At 39.5% G+C, this 23,484-nt stretch carries 21 protein-coding genes and 1 tRNA gene; 2 read left to right on the top strand and 20 right to left on the bottom strand.

Annotated elements, in window-relative coordinates; translation table 11 throughout:
- Positions 1-7: 7 nt before the first annotated feature.
- From GO620_RS05165 to GO620_RS05070, 20 genes are all read right to left on the bottom strand, one after another.
- Complete coding sequence (locus tag GO620_RS05165) at positions 8-763, bottom strand: AglZ/HisF2 family acetamidino modification protein (RefSeq protein ID WP_157526651.1); 756 nt, start codon at positions 761-763, stop codon at positions 8-10.
- The gene (hisH, locus tag GO620_RS05160; RefSeq protein WP_157526652.1) at positions 763-1,383 is read right to left on the bottom strand and encodes an imidazole glycerol phosphate synthase subunit HisH; all 621 of its coding nucleotides are present in this window, start codon (positions 1,381-1,383) and stop codon (positions 763-765) included. Before hisH ends, GO620_RS05165 begins: the two co-directional genes overlap by 1 nt.
- Positions 1,384-1,532: 149 nt before the next feature.
- The gene (locus tag GO620_RS05155) at positions 1,533-2,552 is read right to left on the bottom strand and encodes a Gfo/Idh/MocA family protein (protein ID WP_157526653.1); all 1,020 of its coding nucleotides are present in this window, start codon (positions 2,550-2,552) and stop codon (positions 1,533-1,535) included.
- 5 nt (positions 2,553-2,557) lie between these two features.
- Positions 2,558-3,136, bottom strand: a complete 579-nt coding sequence (locus GO620_RS05150; protein ID WP_157526654.1) for an acyltransferase — start codon at positions 3,134-3,136, stop codon at positions 2,558-2,560.
- Positions 3,136-4,290, bottom strand: a complete 1,155-nt coding sequence (locus tag GO620_RS05145; RefSeq protein WP_244139463.1) for a DegT/DnrJ/EryC1/StrS family aminotransferase — start codon at positions 4,288-4,290, stop codon at positions 3,136-3,138. Before GO620_RS05145 ends, GO620_RS05150 begins: the two co-directional genes overlap by 1 nt.
- Entirely contained in the window at positions 4,271-5,473 is a 1,203-nt protein-coding gene (gene lhgO / locus GO620_RS05140; RefSeq protein ID WP_157526655.1) for an L-2-hydroxyglutarate oxidase, read from the bottom strand. Before lhgO ends, GO620_RS05145 begins: the two co-directional genes overlap by 20 nt.
- Positions 5,474-5,479: 6 nt before the next feature.
- Entirely contained in the window at positions 5,480-6,751 is a 1,272-nt protein-coding gene (locus GO620_RS05135; protein ID WP_157526656.1) for a nucleotide sugar dehydrogenase, read from the bottom strand.
- On the bottom strand, positions 6,744-7,841 hold the full coding sequence (locus GO620_RS05130) for a Wzz/FepE/Etk N-terminal domain-containing protein (protein WP_157526657.1): 1,098 nt from the start codon (positions 7,839-7,841) through the stop codon (positions 6,744-6,746). Before GO620_RS05130 ends, GO620_RS05135 begins: the two co-directional genes overlap by 8 nt.
- Before the next feature lie 518 nt (positions 7,842-8,359).
- Positions 8,360-9,640, bottom strand: coding sequence for a lipopolysaccharide biosynthesis protein (locus GO620_RS05125; RefSeq protein WP_157526658.1), 1,281 nt, complete (start codon positions 9,638-9,640; stop codon positions 8,360-8,362).
- Complete coding sequence (locus GO620_RS05120) at positions 9,640-10,929, bottom strand: hypothetical protein (RefSeq protein ID WP_157526659.1); 1,290 nt, start codon at positions 10,927-10,929, stop codon at positions 9,640-9,642. The genes GO620_RS05125 and GO620_RS05120 overlap by 1 nt, the downstream gene beginning before the upstream one ends.
- Positions 10,930-10,951: 22 nt before the next feature.
- Entirely contained in the window at positions 10,952-11,689 is a 738-nt protein-coding gene (locus GO620_RS05115; RefSeq protein WP_157526660.1) for an oxidoreductase, read from the bottom strand.
- 30 nt (positions 11,690-11,719) lie between these two features.
- A complete protein-coding gene (locus GO620_RS05110) occupies positions 11,720-13,045 on the bottom strand; it encodes a glutamate-1-semialdehyde 2,1-aminomutase (RefSeq protein WP_157526661.1) in 1,326 nt (441 codons plus the stop codon).
- Positions 13,045-13,815 carry a cytidylyltransferase domain-containing protein gene (locus GO620_RS05105; RefSeq protein ID WP_157526662.1) on the bottom strand — a complete coding sequence of 257 codons (771 nt, stop codon included), beginning with the start codon at positions 13,813-13,815 and terminating at the stop codon, positions 13,045-13,047. Before GO620_RS05105 ends, GO620_RS05110 begins: the two co-directional genes overlap by 1 nt.
- Complete coding sequence (locus GO620_RS05100) at positions 13,809-14,819, bottom strand: Gfo/Idh/MocA family protein (protein WP_157526663.1); 1,011 nt, start codon at positions 14,817-14,819, stop codon at positions 13,809-13,811. The genes GO620_RS05105 and GO620_RS05100 overlap by 7 nt, the downstream gene beginning before the upstream one ends.
- 1 nt (position 14,820) lies before the next feature.
- Entirely contained in the window at positions 14,821-16,263 is a 1,443-nt protein-coding gene (locus GO620_RS05095; RefSeq protein WP_157526664.1) for an aminotransferase class I/II-fold pyridoxal phosphate-dependent enzyme, read from the bottom strand.
- A complete protein-coding gene (locus GO620_RS05090; protein ID WP_157526665.1) occupies positions 16,245-17,102 on the bottom strand; it encodes a sugar phosphate isomerase/epimerase family protein in 858 nt (285 codons plus the stop codon). The genes GO620_RS05095 and GO620_RS05090 overlap by 19 nt, the downstream gene beginning before the upstream one ends.
- On the bottom strand, positions 17,095-17,538 hold the full coding sequence (locus GO620_RS05085) for a GNAT family N-acetyltransferase (protein ID WP_157526666.1): 444 nt from the start codon (positions 17,536-17,538) through the stop codon (positions 17,095-17,097). The genes GO620_RS05090 and GO620_RS05085 overlap by 8 nt, the downstream gene beginning before the upstream one ends.
- A complete protein-coding gene (gene neuB / locus GO620_RS05080; RefSeq protein ID WP_157526667.1) occupies positions 17,532-18,551 on the bottom strand; it encodes an N-acetylneuraminate synthase in 1,020 nt (339 codons plus the stop codon). The genes GO620_RS05085 and neuB overlap by 7 nt, the downstream gene beginning before the upstream one ends.
- 439 nt (positions 18,552-18,990) lie before the next feature.
- Positions 18,991-19,077 (bottom strand) — tRNA-Ser (locus GO620_RS05075).
- A gap of 70 nt (positions 19,078-19,147) precedes the next feature.
- Positions 19,148-21,211: an HD family phosphohydrolase gene (locus GO620_RS05070; protein WP_157526668.1), complete on the bottom strand. Its 2,064-nt coding sequence runs from the start codon at positions 21,209-21,211 to the stop codon at positions 19,148-19,150.
- A 108-nt stretch (positions 21,212-21,319) separates the two neighbouring features.
- Here GO620_RS05070 and GO620_RS05065 point away from each other — a divergent pair, with 108 nt between their 5' ends.
- Together GO620_RS05065 and GO620_RS05060 are read left to right on the top strand one after the other, a co-directional pair.
- Entirely contained in the window at positions 21,320-22,498 is a 1,179-nt protein-coding gene (locus GO620_RS05065) for an acetyl-CoA C-acyltransferase (protein ID WP_157526669.1), read from the top strand.
- A gap of 7 nt (positions 22,499-22,505) precedes the next feature.
- The gene (locus GO620_RS05060; RefSeq protein WP_157526670.1) at positions 22,506-23,408 is read left to right on the top strand and encodes a hypothetical protein; all 903 of its coding nucleotides are present in this window, start codon (positions 22,506-22,508) and stop codon (positions 23,406-23,408) included.
- Positions 23,409-23,484 lie beyond the last annotated feature (76 nt).

Raw genomic sequence — 23,484 nt, 5'->3', positions numbered from 1 at the left:
TCCTCTGTCATATATGCAAGTTTTCTAGTTCTTCTTTTTCGGGGTAAGTGATCAACACGGCGTTGTGTCTCCCATAAAATACAAACATACTGCCCGCAGCAGCAGCGGTACAGGCTGTTTCATTAAACACCTTCTCTATATCGGCAAGATTTTTAGCCCCACCACAAGCAACAACCGGTATATCTACACTATGTGAAATTTCATTCAATAACGCAATATCGTATCCGGTGTACATTCCATCGCGATCTACAGAATTAACCATCAATTCTCCTACGCCTACCTCCTCAATCTGCTTAATATAATCAAGAACCGGCGCATTTAAGGTTGCTCGTTTTTTATGTGTATATACAAAGTTGCTCCCATTCTTGTTAATGATGTCGACAGATGCAACAATTGTGCTGGTACCAAATATGTCAACTGCTTCTTTAACAAAAGCTATATCTGATAAAGAAGTGTTAAGAATAATTTTTTCTACCCCTATCCGTAGCAATTTTCTTATCTGCTCTATACTTCTAATTCCACCGCCGTACCCGAAAGGCATAAAAGCCTCAGAAGCGATATCTGCTATCAGATCATATTTAGGATCGCTATCATTTTTAGACGCTTCTATGTCTAAAAATATAAGTTCGTCAACCTCTTTTAGGTTGAATATTTTAACAGCGTTGATTGGATCACCAACGTATACAGGATTTTTAAATTGTTTGGTTTTTACCAGGTCTAGCCCTCGCAGCAGCAGAACCGGTATCACTCTTGATCGTAACATTAAATATTTACAAAATTTTTAAAAACATCCATTCCAAACCTGTGACTCTTTTCTGGATGAAACTGCATACCGTAAATATTATCCTTTTTAAACGCCGAAACGAAAGGTTTACCATAATTGCTATATGCCGCTACCTCTTTAGCATTTTTTAGTTCAACGTAAAATGAATGAACAAAATAAAATCTTAGTTCTTCCTCTTTTGATGAAAATATCCCTGATTGAAAACCATCTTCGGGTTTTATAACGTTCCAACCCATGTGCGGTATCCGCAATTTTTGGTCATCACTGCCAACGGTAAATTTTTTAGCCTCCCCTTCTATCCACCCTAATCCCGATAAGCTGCCTTCCTCGCTCTTTTGGGTCATTAATTGCATGCCAAGACATACACCAAGTATGGGGGTTTTATCTTCCAGCACTTTTTTATTAAGCAGTTGTGTCAGGCCTCTTTCATGGAGTTTCGACATGCCATCATCAAAAGCACCAACTCCCGGAAGTATTAATTTTTCGGCGCGCTCAATTTTTTCAAGGTCATCTGTAATTTCAACTGTGGATCCTACTTTTTTCAGCATGTTCTTTATGGAACCTAAATTGCCAAGGCCATAATCTACTATTGTTATCATACTATCAGTATTGTGCTAAAACGTCTTAAAAAAATATCCTAAACTTGATAGGCTTGAAGTAGTATCAGAGATGAATAATTGTTTTACTTAGATATGCCGGAATAACAAATTTCACATTAGTCCCTCGCTGAAATTTGTGATCACACTTATTAAACATTTACTTTCTCATAGATCCTCTCGATAATATCCACAACCTTTAAACCTTCCAAAGCGTTTGTAGATATTGCAGCCCTATTTTTTAGAACGTCAACTACGTTTTCTATAACGTAATGATGGTTAGCTGCCGAGCCCTTATAAGCGCCGTAATCATTACCGGGATTTGTAGCCGCTAGTTGCGGCATCTCATAATCTTTTATATTGCACACTTCTACTTCGTTCATATATTGTCCGCCTATCTTGACACTTCCATTTTCGGCAATAATAGTCATAGAGCTTTCAAGGTTTTGGTTCCAAACAGATGTAGAATAGTTTAAAGATCCCATGCCCCCATTAACGAAGTCGAAATTCACAAAGCCACTATCTTCAAACTCTGTAAGTTGCTTATGGTTAAAGTCTGCAAATCTCCCATTTATATTCTCGATATCGCCAAACAACCAATACATGATATCTATAAAGTGCGAAAATTGAGTAAAAAGCGTCCCTCCGTCTAAATCTTTTTTGCCGTGCCAGCTATCAGCTTTATAATAGCGGTCATCGCGGTTCCAGTAACAGTTTAATTGTACCATGAAAATCTTTCCAAGCTTGCCCGACTCTATTAATTCTTTAATCCATACAGAAGGTGGCGAATACCTATTTTGCATAACCGCGAACAGGTGCTTGTGCACGTGCAGTGCTTTAAATATTATTTTCTCGGCATCGTTTCTTGTAAGTGCCATTGGTTTCTCAACAACAATATTTTTTTTTGCTTCGAGGCAAGCAAGTGCATGGCTTGCGTGAAAACCATTAGGCGATGCAATGTTGACAACATCTACATCGATACCTGCGGCGAAAAAATCTTCTAAATTGCTAAAAAATGGCACCTCATAGTTGTCAATATTAAGCTCAGATTTTGCTTTAATGTCTATCAGTGCTACAAGTTCAGATTCGGAATTTCTTTCGATCATTTCCGCATGGCGCTTGCCGATGTGACCACAACCAATAACTGCAAATTTTATTTTATCGTTGACCATTGTGTCTATTTTATTCTTGTTACCTGGTTATTTTTGAGTGCGTATTCCTGCTCACTTTCCCAACAAGTTGCTTTACCGCCTTCATCAAAAGATAGTCTATGACCATATTCACTAACCCAGCCTAATTGTTTAGCAGGATTACCAACTACAAGCGCGTACGGCGCTACCGTTTTGGTGACCACTGCCCCTGCGCCAATGAATGCATAAGCTCCTATATCATGGCCGCATACGATAGTTGCGTTAGCGCCAATTGAAGCACCTTTACCAACATGCGTTTTGGCGTATTGGCCTCTTCTGTTTACTGCACTGCGGGGATTGGTAACATTAGTAAATACCATAGAAGGGCCTAAAAAAACGTCATCGTCGCAAATAACCCCTTCGTATATGGAAACGTTATTTTGAACCTTAACATTAGCCCCCAATTTAACTCCAGGTGATATGACAACATTTTGTCCTATGTTGCACTTGTCGCCTAATTCGCACCCGGTCATTAAATGAGAAAAGTGCCATATTTTTACACCTTCACCTAAAATTGCACCATCGTCAATTATGGCTGTTTCATGTACAAAATAATTGCTAGCCATTAATGGAAGAAACTTATTATATTGTCAATAATATATTGTTGAACGTCTTCTTGCATTTCCGTGTGAATTGGTAAAGATATCACTTCTCTACATAGTTGTTCTGACACAGGAAAGTCGCCCTGTTTATGACCATAAGTTTTATACGCTTCTTGAAGATGTACCGGTATTGGATAATAGATCATTGTAGGAATTCCTTTTTCTGCAAGATAATTTTTTAAATCGTCTCTCTTTCCATTGAGTACCCTACACGTATACTGGTTAAAAACGTGAGTACTGTATGATGCACGAAAGGGTAGGATCAATTCATTAATACCGCCTAAATGACTATCATACTTTTGTGCAACCTTTTGTCTTGCCTCGCTGTAGCTATCAAGATATTTTAATTTAACATCAAGTATAGCAGCCTGTACTGTATCTAAACGTGAATTAACGCCAACAACCTGATGATGGTATTTTTTCTCCTGTCCGTGATTGGCAATCATATTGATTTTGTTGCCAAGAATGATATCCTGTGTTAATATTGCACCTCCATCGCCAAAGCAACCCAAATTTTTTGATGGGAAAAATGATGTTGTACCCACAGTTCCAATAGTACCTGCATATGCCGTTGTGCCATCAACGTATGTGTATTTAGCACCAATAGCTTGAGCGGTATCCTCAATTACAGCAATATTAAATTTTTTCGCCTCGGCCAGAATCATTTCCATATTTGAGCACTGACCGAAAAGGTGAACTGGTACTATAGCAACAGTCTTTTCTGTAATCAAAGCCTCAATCTGGGTACAATCTAATTCAAACGTATCATCTTTAACATCTATAAACACCGGTTTTAATCCGAGCAAAGCAATTACTTCTACGGTGGCTATATAAGTAAAAGCAGGTACGATAACCTCATCTCCGGGCTGAAAATCCAGTGCCATCATGGCAATTTGTAGTGCATCTGTACCATTAGCACAGGTTATTACCGTATTAGATTTTGTGTAGTTTCTAAGATTCTCTGCAAATTGCTTTACCTGGGGTCCGTTTATGTAGGCGCCTTCTTCAACAGCAACCATTAAGGCCTGATCTATCTCCGATTTAATCTTGTGGTACTGACTTTTAAGGTCGACCATTTGTATCTTATCCTGCATAAAGTCAATCTGTAATTTTTTCACTTATAAGTTTTCCGATCGCTAAAGAAGATGTCGCTGCGGGCGATGGGGCATTTCTGACATGGGTTATCCTTTTACTTTGGAGTATATTAAAATCATCGATGAGAAAGCCGCTTCTGTTACATGCTTGCGCCCTAACTCCGGCCCCACCTTCTTCCAAATCATCTGTTTTGATTTCCGGAACTAACTTTTGCAGCGCTTTTACAAATGCGTCTTTAGATAACGATCTGTATATCTCTCCAATTCCAATACTCCCGTATTTGGCTATTATTTTCCAAAATCCCGGCCAAGTAACTGTTTCAGCAATATCTTTCAAATTAACGTCGCTAAATTTATAACCTTCTCGCTTAAAAGCTAGTACGGCGTTGGGCCCGGCTTCTACACCCCCGCCGATCATGCGCGTAAAGTGTACCCCAAGAAAAGGAAATTCGGGGTTCGGAACAGGGTAAATCAAATTCTTTATCAAGTACTGCTTGTCAGCCTTGAGTTTATAATATTCACCTCTGAAGGGAATTATGCGCAAGTCATTGTACTTCTCCGTTAAGTTTGCAATCCTATCAGAAAAAAGTCCGGCGCAGGTTATTATTCTGTCGGCCGTATAGGTGCCGTCATTTGTTTCAATAACTATATGATCATTATAGTCTGTGATTTTATTTACTTTGCTATTAAGCTTTATGACACCACCGTATTGATTTTGGAAAAGATCTTGTAATGTAACGGCAAGTTTAGGATAATCTATTATACCTGTTTGGGGCACATGAATACCCGCAATGGCCGCACAATGAGGTTCCAGTTCCCTACTCTGATCAGCGTTTATCTTTCTGATACCAACCAGTCCGTTTTTAACACCTCTATCGTAAATATTATTTAATGACTCAATTTCGTTTGCTGAAGTAGCCACAATTATCTTTCCGCAAATTTCGTACGGAATCTCATTTTTTTCAGCGAAATGCAGTAAAGATGTGTAACCGGAAATACAAGTTTGCGATTTTAAACTACCTGGCTTATAATAAATTCCGCTATGTATTACGCCACTATTGTTACCTGATTGATGTTGAGCAACTTTACCTTCTTTTTCAAGGATAAGAACTTTCAGTTGTGGATTGTTAAGTTTTAAATGGTATGCAGTTGACAGACCAACCAAACCAGCTCCAATGACAATAATATCGTATTTTTCGGATTGCATTTTGAACTATAAGCGCGCGTCAATAACAGTACGGTCAAGACATGACTTGGTATCGAAAATTACTGCGTGCTCTCCGTTTTTAAGGTCCTTTAAGTTTAAATCTAAAAACTCTTTGTGACTTACCGCCAGAACTATAGCATCATATTTAGCAGAAATATTATCGAGCAAGTTAATATGGTATTCGTCAGCTACTTCCTGCGCATTTGCATGTGGGTCATAAACATCTATCATAACACCATACTGCTCAAGTTCTTTATAAATGTCAATCACCCTTGAGTTTCTAATATCCGGACAATCTTCTTTAAAGGTTACACCTAAAATTAGTGCCTTAGCGCCTTGAATTTTTTGCCCCTTGCTAATCATTAATTTTATGACTTTGCTGGCTACAAACATACCCATGTTGTCATTCACCCTACGACCGGAAAGTATTACCTGGGGATGATAACCCAATGATTCTGCTTTGTGAGCGAGGTAATAGGGATCAACACCGATACAATGCCCGCCCACAAGGCCTGGTTTATATTTCAAAAAATTCCACTTTGTACCGGCCGCTTCAATTACCTCAGATGTATCAATGCCAATGCGATCAAATATGAGCGCCAACTCATTTACAAAAGAAATATTTATGTCACGCTGGGCGTTCTCGATCGCTTTAGAAGCCTCGGCAACTTTTAAACTGGACGCTTTGTGCGTTCCGGCAGTAATGATACTTTTATATAAAGTATCAACTATTTCGGCAACTTCATCGTTGGAGCCCGAAGTAACCTTTTTGATTTTAGTTAGGGTGTTTACCTTATCACCCGGATTGATCCGCTCCGGAGAATAACCGCAGTAGAAATCACTGTTGAATTTGAGACCAGAAAACTTTTCCAAGACCGGCACGCAGTCCTCTTCTGTACAACCGGGATAGACAGTTGACTCATATATAACTATATCACCTTTTTTTAACACCTTCCCTAACATCTCTGATGCTTTCAGTAAAGGGGTTAAATCCGGCGCTTTAAATGTATTGATAGGCGTAGGAACTGTTACAATAAAAACGTTACAATGTTTAATATCTAAAATATCACATGAGAAGGTTATCAATGAATCTTTAGCCGACAGTTCTGAAAGGAAGCTATCTTCAACCTCTTTGGTTCTGTCGTACCCATTGTTTAATTCATTAATCCTGCTTTGGTCAATGTCAAAGCCTACTGTCTTGTAAAGTTTGCCAAACTCAATAGCAAGAGGTAGTCCAACATAACCAAGCCCTATAACAGCAATTTTATGATCAGTCATTTTTTAGAATATCGGTAAACACAAATCTTATACTTATTAAAACCAAGGCAAATACAATACCTATAATGAATCCAAATATCACTCCGAAAAGCCGAGCAAGCTCCACGGTCTGCAACGGATAAACCGGTTTATCAATTATTTGAATTAATGGAGTTTCTTGCCGTAGCATCATTCTCGACGCTTCCAGGTTTTTAACCATCTCTGCCAGCATTGCTTTATTGGCATCGGCGTTAACCTGTGACCTTTGAATAGGGACACGTAAAACCTGCTTAGTAGGATTTAGATTGGGAGTTGCATCTGTAACAGCAGCAACATTATATAAAGAACTATTTAAAATGTTCCTTACAGAATCTGCTTGTTGTTTAAAGACCGTAACACTTTGTAGGGCTTTAGACGTCTTAGTTTTTATATAGAAATTGTTGACATTCTCAACCAACCTGTCATTAAATTCCTTTGAAAAAATTTCATCTGTGGAACTAACAGAAATGTTAATCACGCTGCTTTTTTTATTTGGCTTATCAACCGTTAAACACTTCGCATCAATATTAGATGCCATAGCTGTTATGAGCCTGTTAAGCACAACCTGTTTTTTAGGTGGTAAGCTATCCAGATTTAATGCATCGCGAAAGTTCACAGATACCGAATCTGATTTCAAAAGCTTTTCCCAATGGTTAATTCTTACAAACCTATCGCCTATTAAAGAAGATGTGTCACTTTTTAGCGGACTCAATAAAGTTTCCTTTAACATCTTTCTTGACCTGTAGAGTTCAAGGATGTTATCGGCCTGAAATAAGCCGCCAATGTTTCCGCCTACATCCAGCCCCGCCATAGAAGCAATACCGGCAAATTGGCCCAGATTACTACCGCCGCCTTCCGGGGACTCCAAGACAAAAGTTGTGGTAGCTACATATTTTTTACCTTTTAATAGGGAGTATCCATACCCCAATCCGGCAAATATAAATGCACAGATAAAAATAGTGATCCAGCTTTTTAAAATGCGGATTTTCAACAACTTCAGTTTCGCGAAAATTTCTTTGAAAGAGATCTCGTCTTTGCTTTCAAAATTTTTAGGATAATTTATGTCAGGCATTTAAAGAAACCTAATTCCAGAAGCTCATTAATAAATTTTGTTAACGCTAAATGAGTTTGCAAATCTAATAAAACGCTCTTAAGTCTGAAATTTAAATTTTTAAGTATTACCTCATTAAATGATGCTTACTCCAGATTAAATAACTTTTCATTATTATAAAAATAACGGCTAACTAAACGCCGTTATTCGTGGCTAAGGCTCAAATAATATTTATAAAAAACAACCAACTTGTACCATTGAGATTATAATAGCGTCATAAAGTAATTGCTAAATATGATTAGCTATGCGGGATTTGTGCTGATGACTTTGCAAAAATCGGGGGCGCTAAACGCCTGTGGTTTATAAAAGTCAGCTTTAATAGTCGATCCTGAAAGCAATTAAGGACGTAGGCGGTCGCGAAATATGACCTTAGTAGCACCCAAAGAAATGCGGGCTACCTATAACGAGTGATTTGAAAAGATAGGATAACAAAATCATTGCGTTATAAATTTAAAAATGCAATTTTTAGACACCGGACGTTAAGCCACCGGAACTCTCTTAAATAAAAGCCACGGCATTTTATAAACCTTATTAGACAAGATCCAGGTTAGTACGAAAAAGAAAATGCTAACAAAAGCGGTAGCCATCGCAGAGCCTACAGCGCCATACCTTTTAATAAGAAAATAATTTAAAGGCAAATTTACCGCCGCGCTAGAGAATGTGATCCACGCCAGGTAACCGGTTTTTTGGGTGTAAAAAATGTAGTTTACCACCATTTTATACATCCCACTAAAGGCAAAACTCATTGCAATCCAAAATACAAAGATTGTCGCTCCCTTAAATTTTTCTCCTACAAAAAAACTTAAGAAATAAGGTGCTATAAATGACATTATGAGCGCCAGAGAAATGATGATTCCAAAATATAGGTAGGTGAATTTTACAATTTTTCTTTTGAACTGGTAATCAACATAATTCAGTTTATCGTACAACCATGGTATGTATGCAAGATTAAAAGAATTTTCAACAAAGCCGATTATATTGCCTAAAGCGTATCCAACAGCATATAAACCGGTAGCGTTAAGCCCTACCATTTTAGTGATAAATACACGATCTGACATTGTCATGATAACTGCGCCTAACGTGTGTGGAATTAAAGGCATGCCAAACTGCAACGCGTTGTTAAAATATTGCTTGTTGTATTCAAATTTGAACCATTTATTTCTATATAAGATGTAAATGGATATAACAGCGAAAATAATGCTGGTAAAGACCTGTGCAAGTATCCTGCCCTGCCAACTCCACTTTAATAATAACACAAAAGCTAAGCTAAAAAGTACGTTGATAAATGTATTAGAAATTTGAAACACCCCATATGGGATCGATTTGGATTGAACTTGCCACAGAGTTGTAGTAATGGAACTTATAAACGTACAGAAAGAGGTCAAAATAACGTACCAAATCCATGTTTTGGGAAATTCCGAGAGTTTGGCTATAGGCCCTGCGAAAACTAGAAAAACAACTGCGACAACAAACGTGCTAACAAATAATATCAAAAAGCAGTTGACAATATAAACCTTCAAATCAACCTGATCTTTATTAAAATATTGCCTTCCTATAGCTGCGTTAGCAGATACGCCAATAAATGGCGCGGTAAAACTTAGCAGAACACTAAACATTGCGACAACACCGTAATCACTCGGGTTAAGCGCGCGGGTCAATATCGGCATCATTAAAAAAGGTATGGCAGCATTGATGATATTGGTGCCTCCGTATATTCCCGCAGATTTAAAAAGTGAGGATTTTATCAGTTTCTTAACCATTATCTCTCGGTCAATCTTTTAGGTTTCATTTCCATAAGTAAAGAATTCCAGCTCTCCGCAGTGGAGTTAGTAAAAGAAAAAGGCTTACCCTTTTTAACATTTGCAACCCACTTGCGAATAACTTCAACATTCGGTTCAGCTTTGATCAAATAACCCGATTTTTCCAGATCCGGAAAAAAATCGCCATTAATATTGCCTTCCATCGCCGTGGGACAAAGCATCAATGATTTTACACCTACTGCGGCAGCTTCATAAACCGTCATACTAAACATAGCAATGTTTCCGTCGCATACAGGCAGAATCGAATGCAACGTACTATTGGTGCTTTCCTCCCACTCGCAGTTTGGACATTCAGCGACGAGTTGATTAAGAAAAGGTATTTGGTAATCATATTTCTTATTTCTTGATTGGACGGGATGCCGTCTGATACACCAAAACACATCATCTCTGGTCTCTCTAATAACTTGTAAGACTTCGTCGTAAATCAGGCCATTGGGTAGAATATTAGCAAAATGATCATAAGGGCCATGATCCCCATCATAACCCCAGGTTAGTGACAACAGAATTATCTTTTTATCTTTAGGAATGCTGGTTGGTTTTTCTAGCCATTTAGGGTCGATATTTTCCTGACTTTCCGCGTCCTCATTAAATCTAATATACCAAGGGTGTGGAATTTCAATGATTTGGATGCCTTTTTCCTTTAATGGTGAAAATGACTCTGAACTTACAGGGTCAAGAGATAAAATATGTGTCGGCAGATTTCCTACCGGTTCCTTATCCCAATTCCATTTAATGCCCACATAACCAATTCCGTGGAGCAATTCCATTACCGGAATGCTTAGTTTCCTTGCCTCTTGACAAAGTGCCGCAGGAGCACCAATTACAATGACCATTTGAGGCCTTGTCATTTCTAACACCTTTTTATAAATGTATCTCTCAGCGTAACCTGCAGGAAGTGTGCTTTTATTGGATATCTTGTTAAACAGGTTTTTTAGTTTGCCGGAAAGATAAACTGATAAAAAAAGCCTGGTGGCCGAATATGGCTTTGCCCAAGCCAAATCTCCTACAATAGTTGACAACGGAGGTGCAAACTGCTTGCAATTATAACCTCTTGCGGTAAGATCTTCCTGAACGGAGTCTAACAGTTTAGAATATGGAAGCCCAAACTTTAAGTCGCCCCTGTCCGCATCGTTACAAAGTAACAGCACATCACAAACTGTCATTTCATCGATGGTATCTTTCGCCTTTAAGGCAGGAACAAGCTTTTTAAGCTTTGAAGTAAACCCCATAACTATCGTTTGTAATTCAATATTAAATTACGCTCCACCCACCATCAACTATCAAGTTATGGCCCGTAACATATGACGCCTCATCAGACAATAGGTAATGCACTGCCGCCACAATATCTTTTGGGCTTCCCATTCGTTTCATCGGCACTTTAGATTCATACTTTGCCACAAATTCTGTTGGTTGGTTGTTAAAAATCCCTCCCGGAGACACTGTATTCACCCGTACCTGAGCAGGACCGTAATATGAGGCCAGATATCTTGTTAAATTAGTCAATCCACCTTTTATTGCCGCATATGCAGCGGGCATTGTCATTTCTGTACCCTCATAAACCGAAAAGTCCGGACCAACCAGTCCATAAATTGATGACATATTGATAAGGGAACCAAAGCCTTGTTGTTTCATTGCTTTCAGCACCAACTGGCAGCACAAAAAATAACCATTCAAGTGCATATCCACATTACTTCTCCATGATTCAAAAGCAATATCCTCCAATTTATTACCCCAATCTTGAGTTCTGGGATAAGCGTTATTTACCCAGCCATCAAGCCTGCCATACTTTGAATAAATTGAAGCAATGCATTCTTCGATAGTGTCTTTATTAGTAATATCAACAACTACATCGTTTTCCGTTATTTTATTGAAATGTATATCGGCACTGATTACTGTAGCGCCCTCTGCTCTCAAGCTCATAACTATTTGCTGACCCAGAAGCCCGTTACCCCCGGTAACAACTACAACTTTGTCTTTTACAGAAAACATTGAATATAGGAGATATCTACTTTAATACTGTTAATTGAATTGACGGAAAACCGGTTTGATCGACGGCCCAACGAGGTATTTTTCCAAGCCCTCATTCAAAGCCTGTTTAACGACTTTAAGTGATTTTTCTGCAGCGTCCATCGTAAAATCTAATTCCTCTTCTCTATGCATAAAGCTTGGGGCTATCCAAGGAATAAGCACTCCGTTCTTAATCATTTCTTGTGAGAATAGGGTTCTAAATCCTAAAGAGACGGCACCCTCGTTATCTTTTGCAACGTAGTTCATGGAGACAGGGTTTCCATCCATGTAAAAGAAATCTTTGATATTTAAACCGGCACTAATTTGATTGATGCCATTGAAAAGCTTTTCTCCAAAATTCCAAAGATGATCAATAACATTTTGTTCTCGGTAAGTTTTTACTGTTTCTAAAAATGCGCCTAAACCGCACATTTCTGCCCCGTGAGTAGTAGAAAGTAAAAATGTGCGCTCAGAGCCCAACTTATTAATACTACCTACATCCATAAGCTCACGTTTGCCAACAAGGGCCGCTACTGCAAATCCATTTGCCATTCCCTTGCCAAAGGTTGAAATATCTGGTTCAATACCATAATAGGCTTGTGCACCATTTAGGTGCCATCTGAAACCGGTAATCATTTCATCAATGATAAACACAGTGCCATTTTTATTACATATCGATTGTACTTGTTTAAGAAAATTAGTTTGCTTACCATCAATTTCGCATACTGTTGGAAGCAAGGTAGTGGCAGGCTCCATAATTACAGCAGCAATTTCACCCGGATGTGCATCAAATAATGCCGCCAGGGATGCGATGTTATTGTATTCAAAAACCAGTGTTGTAGAATGATGTTCTGCCGGGATACCTTTTAAAATAGGCGTGGTTCCTATAAACCAATCATCAAACGAGAAAAATGGCTGCTGTTTAGGCACACATACATATTTTCTACCAGTATAAGCTCTGGCAATTTTAACTGCGGCTGTGGTTACATTTGATCCATTTTTTGCAAACTTAACCATGTCAGCTCCTTTAACTAGACCAACCATCGTCTCGGCAGCCTCAAGCTCTAAAGTGGTTGCCCTGGTAAGGTTAACGCCTTTTTCCATTTGTGCAAAAGCGGCCATGTTCACATTTTCGTCGGCGTATCCTAATGTTACGGCTCGCAAGGCCATTCCATAATCCAAATATTTTTTACCCGACGGGTCCCAAACGTAGGCTCCTTTTCCGCGATCCAAAATTGCAGGCGCATTACTTGGATATTGGTCATCGCCCCTGCTGTAGGTATGTGCCCCACCCGGTATTACACTATTTAATTTTCTTTTGTAATCTTCGTTTTCCATCACGCTTCGCGTTGCTCTTCAGCTTTTAGTGAATTAAAATTGTCCCAATAAATATCGAATAGATGATTGTTTATCTCATCAAATTTGTTCGCTTTAATACCGTCAATCAATTTTTCATCTTTGATATCAAGGATTTTATCTCCAAAAAAATCAATAACGGTTGCAAAAAACACTCGGTCATCCTCATAGTCAAGTGTTAAACGCAGTTTATCATATATATCATAATTTCCACATCTTATAACTTCCTTTTTTGGATTCACAAAGACGCGTCCCCACCCGGTTTCAATCTTTTTTTCCTGCTTGTAGTTCTTTAACGATTGATCAAGATAGGCCACTGTATAGCCGGAACAATTCATTCCAAGCGGAAGACCGACCGCTTCTATGATGTCGGCGGATGTAACATTTACAAATGCCTGAAAAACTTGCCGGGCCGCATATGTTGAACATAAAATATCATCTCCATCGATCGAAATGATTTGATCCATGTTAAATTTTTGCGCGCAACTTAAATGCCGCTGAGGAATATTTGAATTTGCTCCATAAAACACTTCGACGCCCAATGGTTTCAATACTTTTTCAAAAGCAGTATTCTCCGGCTCGCTGGATGTAGCCAAAACCAATTTAACTTCGCCATTTTCAATTTCCGTCCGAAACTCGTTGGCGAAGCGCCCGGTCAACCATTCAATGAAAGTGCGGCTATTCGCCTCAAATAAATGCTTTTTAGATAACCTGCTTGAACCTAGCCTTGCTGTAAATAAAATACCTACCACTCTATTTTAACAGTTTTAGCGTTATTACCAGACTCCTCTAATGCATATAAAAGTTTTAAGACTTTATGATCTTGCCTCAAATCGTTAACGAATGGCCGGTTTTGATTTATCGATTGAATAAATGCGTCCATCTCTTCGATATACATTTGCTCTGTGATGTTTTTGTTGTACCCCGCTTGAGCATCTATTAAGCTGAAATGATGTTTTAAACTACCTTGATCGGGTGTGTAAACCGTTATATAATCATCGTTCCAGTCCCATTGTAATTGACCTTCAGACCCGTTGATAAGTAATTTCCTCGTAGCAAGCCTTGAAACAACATCTATACTTAGGTTAAGGATAAATGATCCATAATCAAACAACGCATTGTATGTATCATCTATTTCTTCAGCACCGGTTATTTCAATCGTTTTTTTGAATAAACCGGTAACAGCTGCAGGAAACCCTAAAAGCTTAACTAACCATGTAAGTTCAAAAGGGACAATTTCTCTCGCCCCGCCGGTAGATTTATTTGACACATAAAATTCCTTTACTGTTTCATAGGTGTGCCAATCTGGTAAATATTGTCCTGAATGATAGATTACGTTTGTTATTTTTCCTAAAACTCCTTCAGTAACAAACGACATTATTTTTTTAATGGCCGGATGAAAAGTCATTGTTGACGATGGTGCAGCAAGTATGCCTGCTTGCTCAACATCTTTAATAATGCTGTCCATATCGTCATCGACTACACTTGCTTCTACAAAAAAAGGCAATTGCTCTTTTATTGCGTGCTTCATGTAAACATGATGGATATCGGGCGGGACAGAAATAACAAGTGCATCAACCTTTGTAGCTAAAGCATCTTCAAATGTTGAATAGGTTTTGATGCCATATAAATCTTCTGCTTCCTTTCTCCTGTCGGCACGTTGGTCAAAACCGCATATGTCTGAAATATTTAACGCTTTGAGGTTTCTTATTCTACGTTTCCCCATAGAACCAAGACCAATTATCAATATTTTCATTTTATTCAAATTTCTTTACAAACTCGTTTATCGAATTACAAATATGATTAAGCTCTATGTCTGTTAAGTTTACCGAAGAAGGTAAACTCATACCACATTCAGACACGTGGATAGAAACCTTTAAATCTTCTGGTTTTCCAAAATTTAAATAAGGTGGCATTTGATGCATTGGAAAAAATACAGGTCTTGTTTCAACGCCGGTATTATTTAGATACTCCATTAGTTCTTCCCTTTTAAATGGAGCTGATTCATTAACGAGAAATGTGTAAAGCCAATAAGAATTAACGGTATTTTCTTTCTCTGCCGGAATCTGAAAATAAGGGCTCCTAGCCAGTGTTTGGTTATAGGTTTTGGCGATATGTCTTTTAGCCGCTAAAAATTCGTCAATTTTTTCGAATTGTGCCACACCTATAGCAGCTTGTATATTAGTTAATCTGTAATTGTAACCAACCTCTGCATGCCAGTATCTTTTGGTCTTTTGCATACCATGATCTCTAAGCATGGCAGCTCTTTCTGCAATAGCAGAGTCTTTAAAGACAACCATTCCACCTTCGCCGGTAGTAATTGTTTTGTTTCCATAAAAACTATAAGTAGAAACATCACCGAAAACCCCTACAGGTTTACCGTTATAAAAACTTCCTAAAGCCTCTGCACAATCTTCAATTACTAATAAATTGTATTTTTTTGCAAAGGCTGCAACAGCATCCATATCACAAGGGTGCCCATATAAGTGTACAGGCATAATAGCTTTAGTATTTGCTGTAACTTTTTCCTCGGCCTTAGTTAAATCTATATTCCAGGTATCAGGTTCAATATCTATCAATACAGGCGTAGCACCGGTATATATTATCGAATTAACTGATGCGGCGAAAGTAAGATCTGCTACGAGCACCTCGTCACCCTTGGTAATGCCTAAGGCGTCAAGTGCAAGGTGCAAGGCTACCGTACCATTGCTAACAGCCAGGGCAGGCATTCCACCATGATAATCAGTAAAAATTTTTTCGAACTCGCGTACGTACTTTCCTTGAGATGATATCCAACTAGACTTAATGCAGTCAGTAACATAAGCCAATTCATTGCCATTAAGTAGAGGCGACGCAACTGATATTCTTCTTATCTTGTTGATAGAAGCATAATCAACAAGTTTACCAGCCACATCAACTAAAGGAATAATCTTAACTTTATTTGTAATAGCGTCTAGTATAACGCTGTTGTCGGTATCGACAGGAAGTGAAGTATAGTCCAGGTTCATCACATCCTTAATTGCAGAACTAAGTTCTTTACCTGCTAATAGGGCGCGTCTTATATCACCGTCTGTAATTATGCCGGATAAAATATTATTATTGTCAGTTACAAATAGTATGCCCAATCCCGTGGTATTCAGACCTTCAAGGGCACTTTTAATATTCTGGTCACACTGTACTGTTAATTCTTTAACATCCATTGAGTTAATAGTTTGATTTGCTCGTTTATTTCGTTTATAGATATCTTTTTTACCTCAATCACATGAGCAATTTGTTTAAACCGGCTCATATACTTTTGAAACCAGTAGCTTTGACTAACAGGCATATTAGTATCCGTAGTGCCATCATTATCGCTATGATGTACAGCGCGAATAAATGTTTTTATCGAGTCCACTTCCAGATTTAAATCTAATTCTAGAGTAGCACAGCTCACCTTTAAATGCGCAGTATCCAATAACAAGCCAAACCTGTTGTTTTGTAATTCTGTAAAAAGCCAATCAATATCGTTATGCTCACAACACAAAAGTGGATTCTTACCCTCACTTGTTAAGTTAAATCTGGTGATAACATTGTTTTCGATCAGGAAATCAACGCCTAAGTTTTCGGCTTCCGACAAAATGAGTTTAACGGATTCAACAAAAAGCTGTTTATGAAGATTTACATCAAATTGGATATCAACTTTAAGCTGATTTCCAAGATCTGCGGGATTTGGGTCGATACAAAATCCGGCATGCGCTGAAAAGAAGGGTGCATTAGATTTCTTTGACATTTTTAAGCCATCAATACAATGTTGGACAGAACGTTGTCTGATTGCGTCATCCTTGCTTGCAAGATTTAAAACAAACGGAACCTCCGGAGCGGGAAAATAATTATGCGGCATTCTTTTGATAGCCGCATTTTCATAAATCTCTGACATATCGACTCGGAACGGCATTCCTGAACTGAATTCAATAGCAAAATCATTTTCTTTAGCTATTTGGATGATGTTTTCAGGAGTGTTTCCCAGAAATGCCAGTGAACTAATATAGATATTATGCATGTGAGACTTCAAGTTCCATTAATAAGCAACTATCTTTAACATTACCTGCAGCTTTAAAACCAAATTTTTGATATAAATGGATTGCTGCAATGTTGGTATCATCAACCGTAAGCTTAAGTTTGGCAATTTGATTTGTTTTAGCGCTGGCTATCAGATAATTCATAATCCGTTTTCCTAAACCCTTACCTTTATGTTTCTCTGAAACGGCTATACCCAACCAAACAGTGTCTTGGCCTTGATCTTTATCTAAATGCCCATATCCAACAGGCTCATTTCCTTCCATCAATAAACACGTTGTTATATGATTATTCAACACAGTGTAAGGTCTGCTTTGAAAATATCGGAAAGTTTGAAGAGAAGATCCGGCATTGGCAATGAACAAGTCTAACAGAGTTGTTTCTGCTGAATTGATAACTTTTATGGTGCGATCTACCATTTGATAGCGCTGTATTGAAGTGCTTCGTCTTCTTTCACATCAGTAAGCAATTGTTTACCGAGGATATCGTCTACCATGTTAGGGCTTAATCCATTCGCCGGCCGTTTATAACCGATATGTTTTTCTTCGAGCACAGTTCCTGCCGCCAAATCAGATAAAGCTACCAGGCTCCTCTTCATACCATAAATATTATCCCTTTCTATTACAGATGGAACCTTCAAGCCTGTTCCTAAAGATTGCTCTACCTGCCTTATACAGTAAATAAGTTCCTTAAATTCTTCAGGATTAAGGGAAGAGCTATGATCGGGCCCTTCCATATTCTTGTCCAGAGTGAAATGTTTTTCAACGATCTCTGCACCTAAAGCAACTGCGGCATAACAGGCAAAATTATTTTCGACGTGATCTGAATAGCCTACTCTTACTTTACAGGCCACTTTGATACTATCCATGGCTAAAATATTTGCATCTTCAATTTTTGAGGGGTAATTGGTGGTGCATTGCAAAACTATTATATCATCGTTACCAGTCTCGCGAATAGCTTCAACAGCAGAAAAAACATCTGCCATGTTTGCCATTCCGGTAGAAATGATCATAGTTTTTTGTTTCGCTGCGACATATTTTAAAAACGGTATCTCTGTAAGTTGCCCGGATGCAATTTTATATCCCGTAACGTTAAGATCTTCTAAAAAATCTGCATCTTGTTTGTTATAAGGAGTGGAAAGAAAATCTATGTCTTTCTCTTTACAGCGTTCTATAAGTATTTTGTACGCATCTAAGTCCAATTCTAATTTTTTAAGCATCTCCGCTTGCGATTCTTTCGGGTCTGTGACCAGAAGCTGATATTTCGCTTTAGGCGAATTTTTTGAAACAATCTGACTAGCCTTGAATGTCTGGAATTTCACACAATCTGCACCTGCTTTACTAGCTTCATCAATAAGCTGAAGAGCTATGTTTACATCCCCGTTATGATTAACACCTGCTTCGGCAATTATATATGACCTATTAGTTTTCATTTAATTACAATTGGAGCTTTCCTACGCTGCTATAATGCTGTGAACTCAAATTTTACTTATGCTCATCAATTTGGATATTTTGGAAGAATTTATTTTCACTACAAGTAAATCTGAAAATTTTCGTTTGGGGTTATGAGCAAGTAAGATGTTATGATTTAAAGTTTGCGAAGTTAATAAATTCTACTAAATACACAGTAATAGTATGTCTATTCAGCTACAGTTAATTATAACTAGATTCTTACTAAGCACATTGTAAGCCGCAGCAGGTATTATACCCATTTAAGCGTTGTCGCGAGCATAACTGTTGCTGGAGAAAGTAATGGCTACCATACTCTTTGCAGCGCACTTAGTTTTTGCATCGCGGAAAAGAAATAGAGACTTCTCACATTATTAGTCACCAAAAAAGAAAGGCCGCACATTGTGCAGCCTTTCTTTTTTGCGGTGAGGGAGGGATTCGAACCCTCGGTACAGTTTCCCGTACGCCAGTTTAGCAAACTGGTCCTTTCGGCCTCTCAGGCACCTCACCAAATAATAAACATCCCGTTTTGGGAGTGCAAATATAGCAAAACGAAAAGGGCGGCAAAATAAATTTTACACTAATAGTCTATCCGCACGTGATAGATGCTCATCAGCATCTTTTTAAAGATGTCCTTAATGGTTTGTAAGTCTTTAAGGGTGATATTGCTGTCGTTCAACTGTCCCTGGTCTAGCTTATAGCTAACGATCTTATCTACCAGGTTACTGATGGACGCCACATCGGGTTCTTTAAGAGACCGCGATGCAGCTTCTATAGAATCGGCCAACATAAGCACACCTGTTTCTTTAGAAAATGGTATCGGTCCCGGGTACCGGAATATATTTTCGTCAATACCTTTCTCAGGGTAGTTTTTTAGGAACGACTGGTAAAAATAATCTACCCGGGTGTTGCCATGATGCGTACGAATAAAATCGACGACCACTTCGGGGATGCCGTTTTTGCGCGCGATATCTGCTCCCTTGCTTACATGGCGGATGATGATCTGCGCGCTTTCTTCGTAAGGTAGTTTATCGTGCGGGTTGAAGCCCGAGCTTTGGTTCTCTATAAAAAACAACGGATTTTCCAGTTTGCCAATGTCGTGGTATAAAGCCCCTGCCCTAACCAGCAACGCGTTACCGCCAATACTGTAAATGGCATTTTCGGCAAGGTTTGCTACCTGTAACGAATGCTGAAACGTCCCCGGAGCACTGAAAGCGAGTTTTCTAAGCAGCGGTGCATTGGTATTAGTGAGTTCGATAAGTGTAATTTCTGATGTAATGCCAAATACACGCTCGAACGCGTAAATGAGCGGATAAGCTAACAGCGTAAGTAAAACGCTCACGATAAACGGAAAGAAATCGAACCAGTCTATCGTAGCAAAATTACCCTCGCGAATAAACGATATGCCTAAAAATGCTACGAAGTAATTTAAGGTAATAAGCAAAGCCGATGACAGGAATTGTTCTCGACGGATAAGGTTTTTGATGCTGTAAATAGACACCATTCCGGCTGTTAATTCATAGTAAGCAAACTCAAAGCTGTTGGGTACAAAGAAACCCGCTATCAAGATCACCAGCAGGTGTATGTTCAGCGCCAGCCTTGTATCAAATAATATCCGGATAATGATGGGGACAATACAGTATGGTATGTAATACAAATTGGGGAATTGTAAACGTATAGCTAGCGACAGCGTAACCAGCATGGCGGTTATCACCAGCAATATCAGACCGACAAGGCGATTATCGTAGTAGATGTCTTTTCTGAAAAGGTAAAGAAAAACGATTAATAAGGTAATGACTACCGCGACCAGCAAAAACTGACCCAGCATAACCAGATACCTGTCGCCGTTGCTGCGGGCATTGTCTTCAAAAGCCTGTTTGTACGATTCGAGTTTTTGGTAGATATCATTGTTGATGACAACGCCTTTGATAACGATCACTTCACCCTTTTGCACCATGCCGTGCGTGGTAGAAATACCGTCCAGCACATCCTTTTCCAACCGGTTAGTTAGCTTATCATCGTACAAAAGATTGTTTTGAACACGATTTTGTAAAAGGTTAAGCAAAAAAGCCTTGTCAAGTTTTGTTCCATTTAGTTCCTTTTCCGCATAAGCAAGTGCTTTATCCTTTGTAAAAAGTTCGGCAGTGTTTTGTTCAGTAGCTACATTGTGGTTCAGGATCGTAATGGGATAGTTTGCCGAGCGCTGCTGGTACTTGGAATTAAGAGAGAGGACTCCCTTGTCATAAATACTCCCGAGAAGGCTTAAACCGGTCGTAAAATACCGTTGCTTGAGTGTTTCATTAAAGCCTGCATCGTGCCACTTAATCTCAAAATCACCTTTGTAACCATCTGTCTGCTGTTGCTTTACGTCTTCATTTAGCTGATAAATTGGCTTAACGGTATTAAGCGCTGCAGCCCGGTCGTTATCTATTTCTTGCGGAGTTTTTAGAATGGCGAAACTGTATGGCGATATCAAGTCTTTTTGGTTCCACACCCTACCCTTTTCATACTCATACCTAAACTTGGCCTGCTTTGGCAAGGTGAGCACAATAAAGCAAATGCTCGCCAATATCATAAGGTACTTTACATTGACCGCGTATTTGCGCAATATTGCCTTTTGCCTGGACTGTGGAAGTTTTGCCATTGTTGTAACTAAACAAAAGTAACAAACTTTAAAACACTTGTGTTACGGCGGTTGTGAGTTCATCTTTACAGGTGAAAAACTGTAAATTGCCACCCCAATAAAAAACCAATGCAAGAAGTTTATATAGTCGCAGCCACGCGCACTGCCATAGGCAGCTTTGGCGGCAGCTTATCATCACTGTCGGCTACGCAATTAGGTGGCGCGGTTATCAAATCAGTTACAGAAAAAGCGGGTTTGAAGCCCGAACAAATACAGGAAATATACATGGGCAATGTGCTGTCTGCCAATTTAGGCCAGGCACCAGCCACTCAAGCCGCAAAATTTGCAGGCTTTGCAGATTTGCCTGCCACCACGGTGAATAAAGTATGTGCGTCAGGAATGAAAGCAATTATGCTGGCGGCGCAAAGCATAGCCTTAGGGCAGCAAGATATTATCATTGCCGGCGGTATGGAGAGCATGAGTAATGTGCCATATTATCTGGACAAAGCCCGAAACGGATATCGTTTAGGCCACGGCCAAATCACAGATGGTTTGGTTAAAGACGGCTTGTGGGATGTGTATAATGACTATCACATGGGCAACGCCGCAGAACTTTGCGCTACAGATTGCAAAATATCACGTCAAGACCAGGACGCCTACGCCATCGACTCTTATAAACGGGCGCAGCATGCCCAAGCACAAGGCTTTTTTAAAGAAGAGATAGCGCCGATCGAAATAAAGGATAGGAAAGGCAACGTTACCATTTTCGATACAGACGAAGAGCCGTCTGCTGTAAATTATGACAAGATACCCGGCTTAAGGCCTGTATTTGATAAGGCAGGTACCGTAACCGCCGCAAACGCATCAACCCTGAATGACGGCGCGGCTGCATTGGTGTTAATGAGCAAAACGCGAGCAGAAGCAATGAATGTTAAGCCTTTAGCGCGCATAGTATCTTACGCGGACGCCCAGCAGGCGCCCGAGTGGTTCACCACGGCCCCGTCAAAAGCTATCCCGCTGGCCCTACAGCGCGCAGGTTTGCAAAATAGCGACATCGATTATTTTGAAATAAATGAGGCATTCTCTGTAGTGGCCATTGCCAATAACCAGTTACTGCAATTATCGCCCGACGTTGTAAATATCAACGGCGGCGCCGTGGCTTTAGGCCATCCGCTGGGTGCATCGGGTGCCCGTATCATTGTAACGCTGTTACACGTGTTACAGCAAAAAGGCGGTAAATATGGTGCAGCCGGAATTTGTAACGGTGGCGGCGGTGCAAGCGCAATGGTTATAGAAAATTTGCGTTAATAATTTGATGAAGAAAAGCTTATTCATTTGGCTGGCTGTATTGATGCCATTACTGAGTGTAGCGCAGGTAACACGGCGAATCAAACCAGTTGTTACTACATACCAGGATAGTCTCATTTACCTTGGCAAAAAAATGGTGAACGACACTGTAGATGTTGAACGGAAAAACGCCAATTACACCTTCATCAGAACATTGGTTAAAACACTTAACAGGCCCGGTTCCTATAACTTACGGTTCGACTCAGTGAAAAGTATCACTACGCTTTACTCGCCAGATAATAAGTTTCGCATTTTTAGCTGGCATGTGATGAATGAAGATGGCAGCTACCGCTTTTATGGTGCCGTACAAATGAACACTGCGGGCAAATTGCAACTGTTCCCTTTGGCAGATTATACGCCGTTTATAAAAGCTCCGCGCGACACGGTTACGTCAAACACGCAATGGTACGGTGCCCAATATTACACCATTGTACCGGTTGGCCAGGCAAAACCCTATTACGTTTTATTAGGCTGGAAGGGCAACAATGTAAAGACCACCAAAAAGGTGATAGATGTATTGAGCTTCAAAGATGGCAAGCCTGTTTTTGGCGCCCCGGTATTTAATGGCAAAGGCAAACCTGCCGATCGTGTAATATTTGAATACAGCCGGCAGGTATCAATGATGCTGAAGTATCTGCCCGAAAAGGCAACCATTGTATTTGACCATCTGGTGCCACCGGCCAAAGGCATGGAAGGCAAGTATGACGAGTATGGCCCCGACCTTAGCTACGATGCCTACCAGCTGATTAACGGGAAATGGGCTTTCAAAGACAACATAGACATGCGAAACGGGGCATCTGCCGCAGATGACATGACAGATCCACGGAACGAAGCCAAACGCGACCGCCTTTCGGCCGGACGGCGCAACTAGTCAGATTGCAGAAAAACCAAAACATCGGGACGTTTAACATCTGCTAATCCGAATTAAATTTCGGTTTGTTATAAAT

The organism is Mucilaginibacter ginkgonis, from assembly GCF_009754905.2.
Classification (GTDB): Bacteria; Bacteroidota; Bacteroidia; order Sphingobacteriales; family Sphingobacteriaceae; genus Mucilaginibacter; species Mucilaginibacter ginkgonis.
Note: the sequence above shows the minus strand (reverse complement) of the source record. Positions and strands in the feature narration are given on the sequence as shown.

What these genes read in the sequence shown, in the direction of transcription:
- GO620_RS05070 (WP_157526668.1), bottom strand. Translation starts at nt 21,211, where the DNA reads ATGGCAAAACTTCCACAGTCCAGGCAAAAGGCAATATTGCGCAAATAC.
- GO620_RS05060 (WP_157526670.1), top strand. Translation starts at nt 22,506, where the DNA reads ATGAAGAAAAGCTTATTCATTTGGCTGGCTGTATTGATGCCATTACTG.
- GO620_RS05155 (WP_157526653.1), bottom strand. Translation starts at nt 2,552, where the DNA reads ATGGTCAACGATAAAATAAAATTTGCAGTTATTGGTTGTGGTCACATC.
- neuB (WP_157526667.1), bottom strand. Translation starts at nt 18,551, where the DNA reads ATGAAAACTAATAGGTCATATATAATTGCCGAAGCAGGTGTTAATCAT.
- GO620_RS05085 (WP_157526666.1), bottom strand. Translation starts at nt 17,538, where the DNA reads ATGGTAGATCGCACCATAAAAGTTATCAATTCAGCAGAAACAACTCTG.
- GO620_RS05095 (WP_157526664.1), bottom strand. Translation starts at nt 16,263, where the DNA reads ATGGATGTTAAAGAATTAACAGTACAGTGTGACCAGAATATTAAAAGT.
- GO620_RS05115 (WP_157526660.1), bottom strand. Translation starts at nt 11,689, where the DNA reads ATGTTTTCTGTAAAAGACAAAGTTGTAGTTGTTACCGGGGGTAACGGG.
- GO620_RS05125 (WP_157526658.1), bottom strand. Translation starts at nt 9,640, where the DNA reads ATGGTTAAGAAACTGATAAAATCCTCACTTTTTAAATCTGCGGGAATA.
- GO620_RS05165 (WP_157526651.1), bottom strand. Translation starts at nt 763, where the DNA reads ATGTTACGATCAAGAGTGATACCGGTTCTGCTGCTGCGAGGGCTAGAC.
- GO620_RS05150 (WP_157526654.1), bottom strand. Translation starts at nt 3,136, where the DNA reads ATGGCTAGCAATTATTTTGTACATGAAACAGCCATAATTGACGATGGT.
- GO620_RS05100 (WP_157526663.1), bottom strand. Translation starts at nt 14,819, where the DNA reads ATGAAAATATTGATAATTGGTCTTGGTTCTATGGGGAAACGTAGAATA.
- hisH (WP_157526652.1), bottom strand. Translation starts at nt 1,383, where the DNA reads ATGATAACAATAGTAGATTATGGCCTTGGCAATTTAGGTTCCATAAAG.
- GO620_RS05120 (WP_157526659.1), bottom strand. Translation starts at nt 10,929, where the DNA reads ATGGGGTTTACTTCAAAGCTTAAAAAGCTTGTTCCTGCCTTAAAGGCG.
- GO620_RS05135 (WP_157526656.1), bottom strand. Translation starts at nt 6,751, where the DNA reads ATGACTGATCATAAAATTGCTGTTATAGGGCTTGGTTATGTTGGACTA.
- GO620_RS05065 (WP_157526669.1), top strand. Translation starts at nt 21,320, where the DNA reads ATGCAAGAAGTTTATATAGTCGCAGCCACGCGCACTGCCATAGGCAGC.
- GO620_RS05130 (WP_157526657.1), bottom strand. Translation starts at nt 7,841, where the DNA reads ATGCCTGACATAAATTATCCTAAAAATTTTGAAAGCAAAGACGAGATC.
- GO620_RS05110 (WP_157526661.1), bottom strand. Translation starts at nt 13,045, where the DNA reads ATGGAAAACGAAGATTACAAAAGAAAATTAAATAGTGTAATACCGGGT.
- lhgO (WP_157526655.1), bottom strand. Translation starts at nt 5,473, where the DNA reads ATGCAATCCGAAAAATACGATATTATTGTCATTGGAGCTGGTTTGGTT.
- GO620_RS05090 (WP_157526665.1), bottom strand. Translation starts at nt 17,102, where the DNA reads ATGCATAATATCTATATTAGTTCACTGGCATTTCTGGGAAACACTCCT.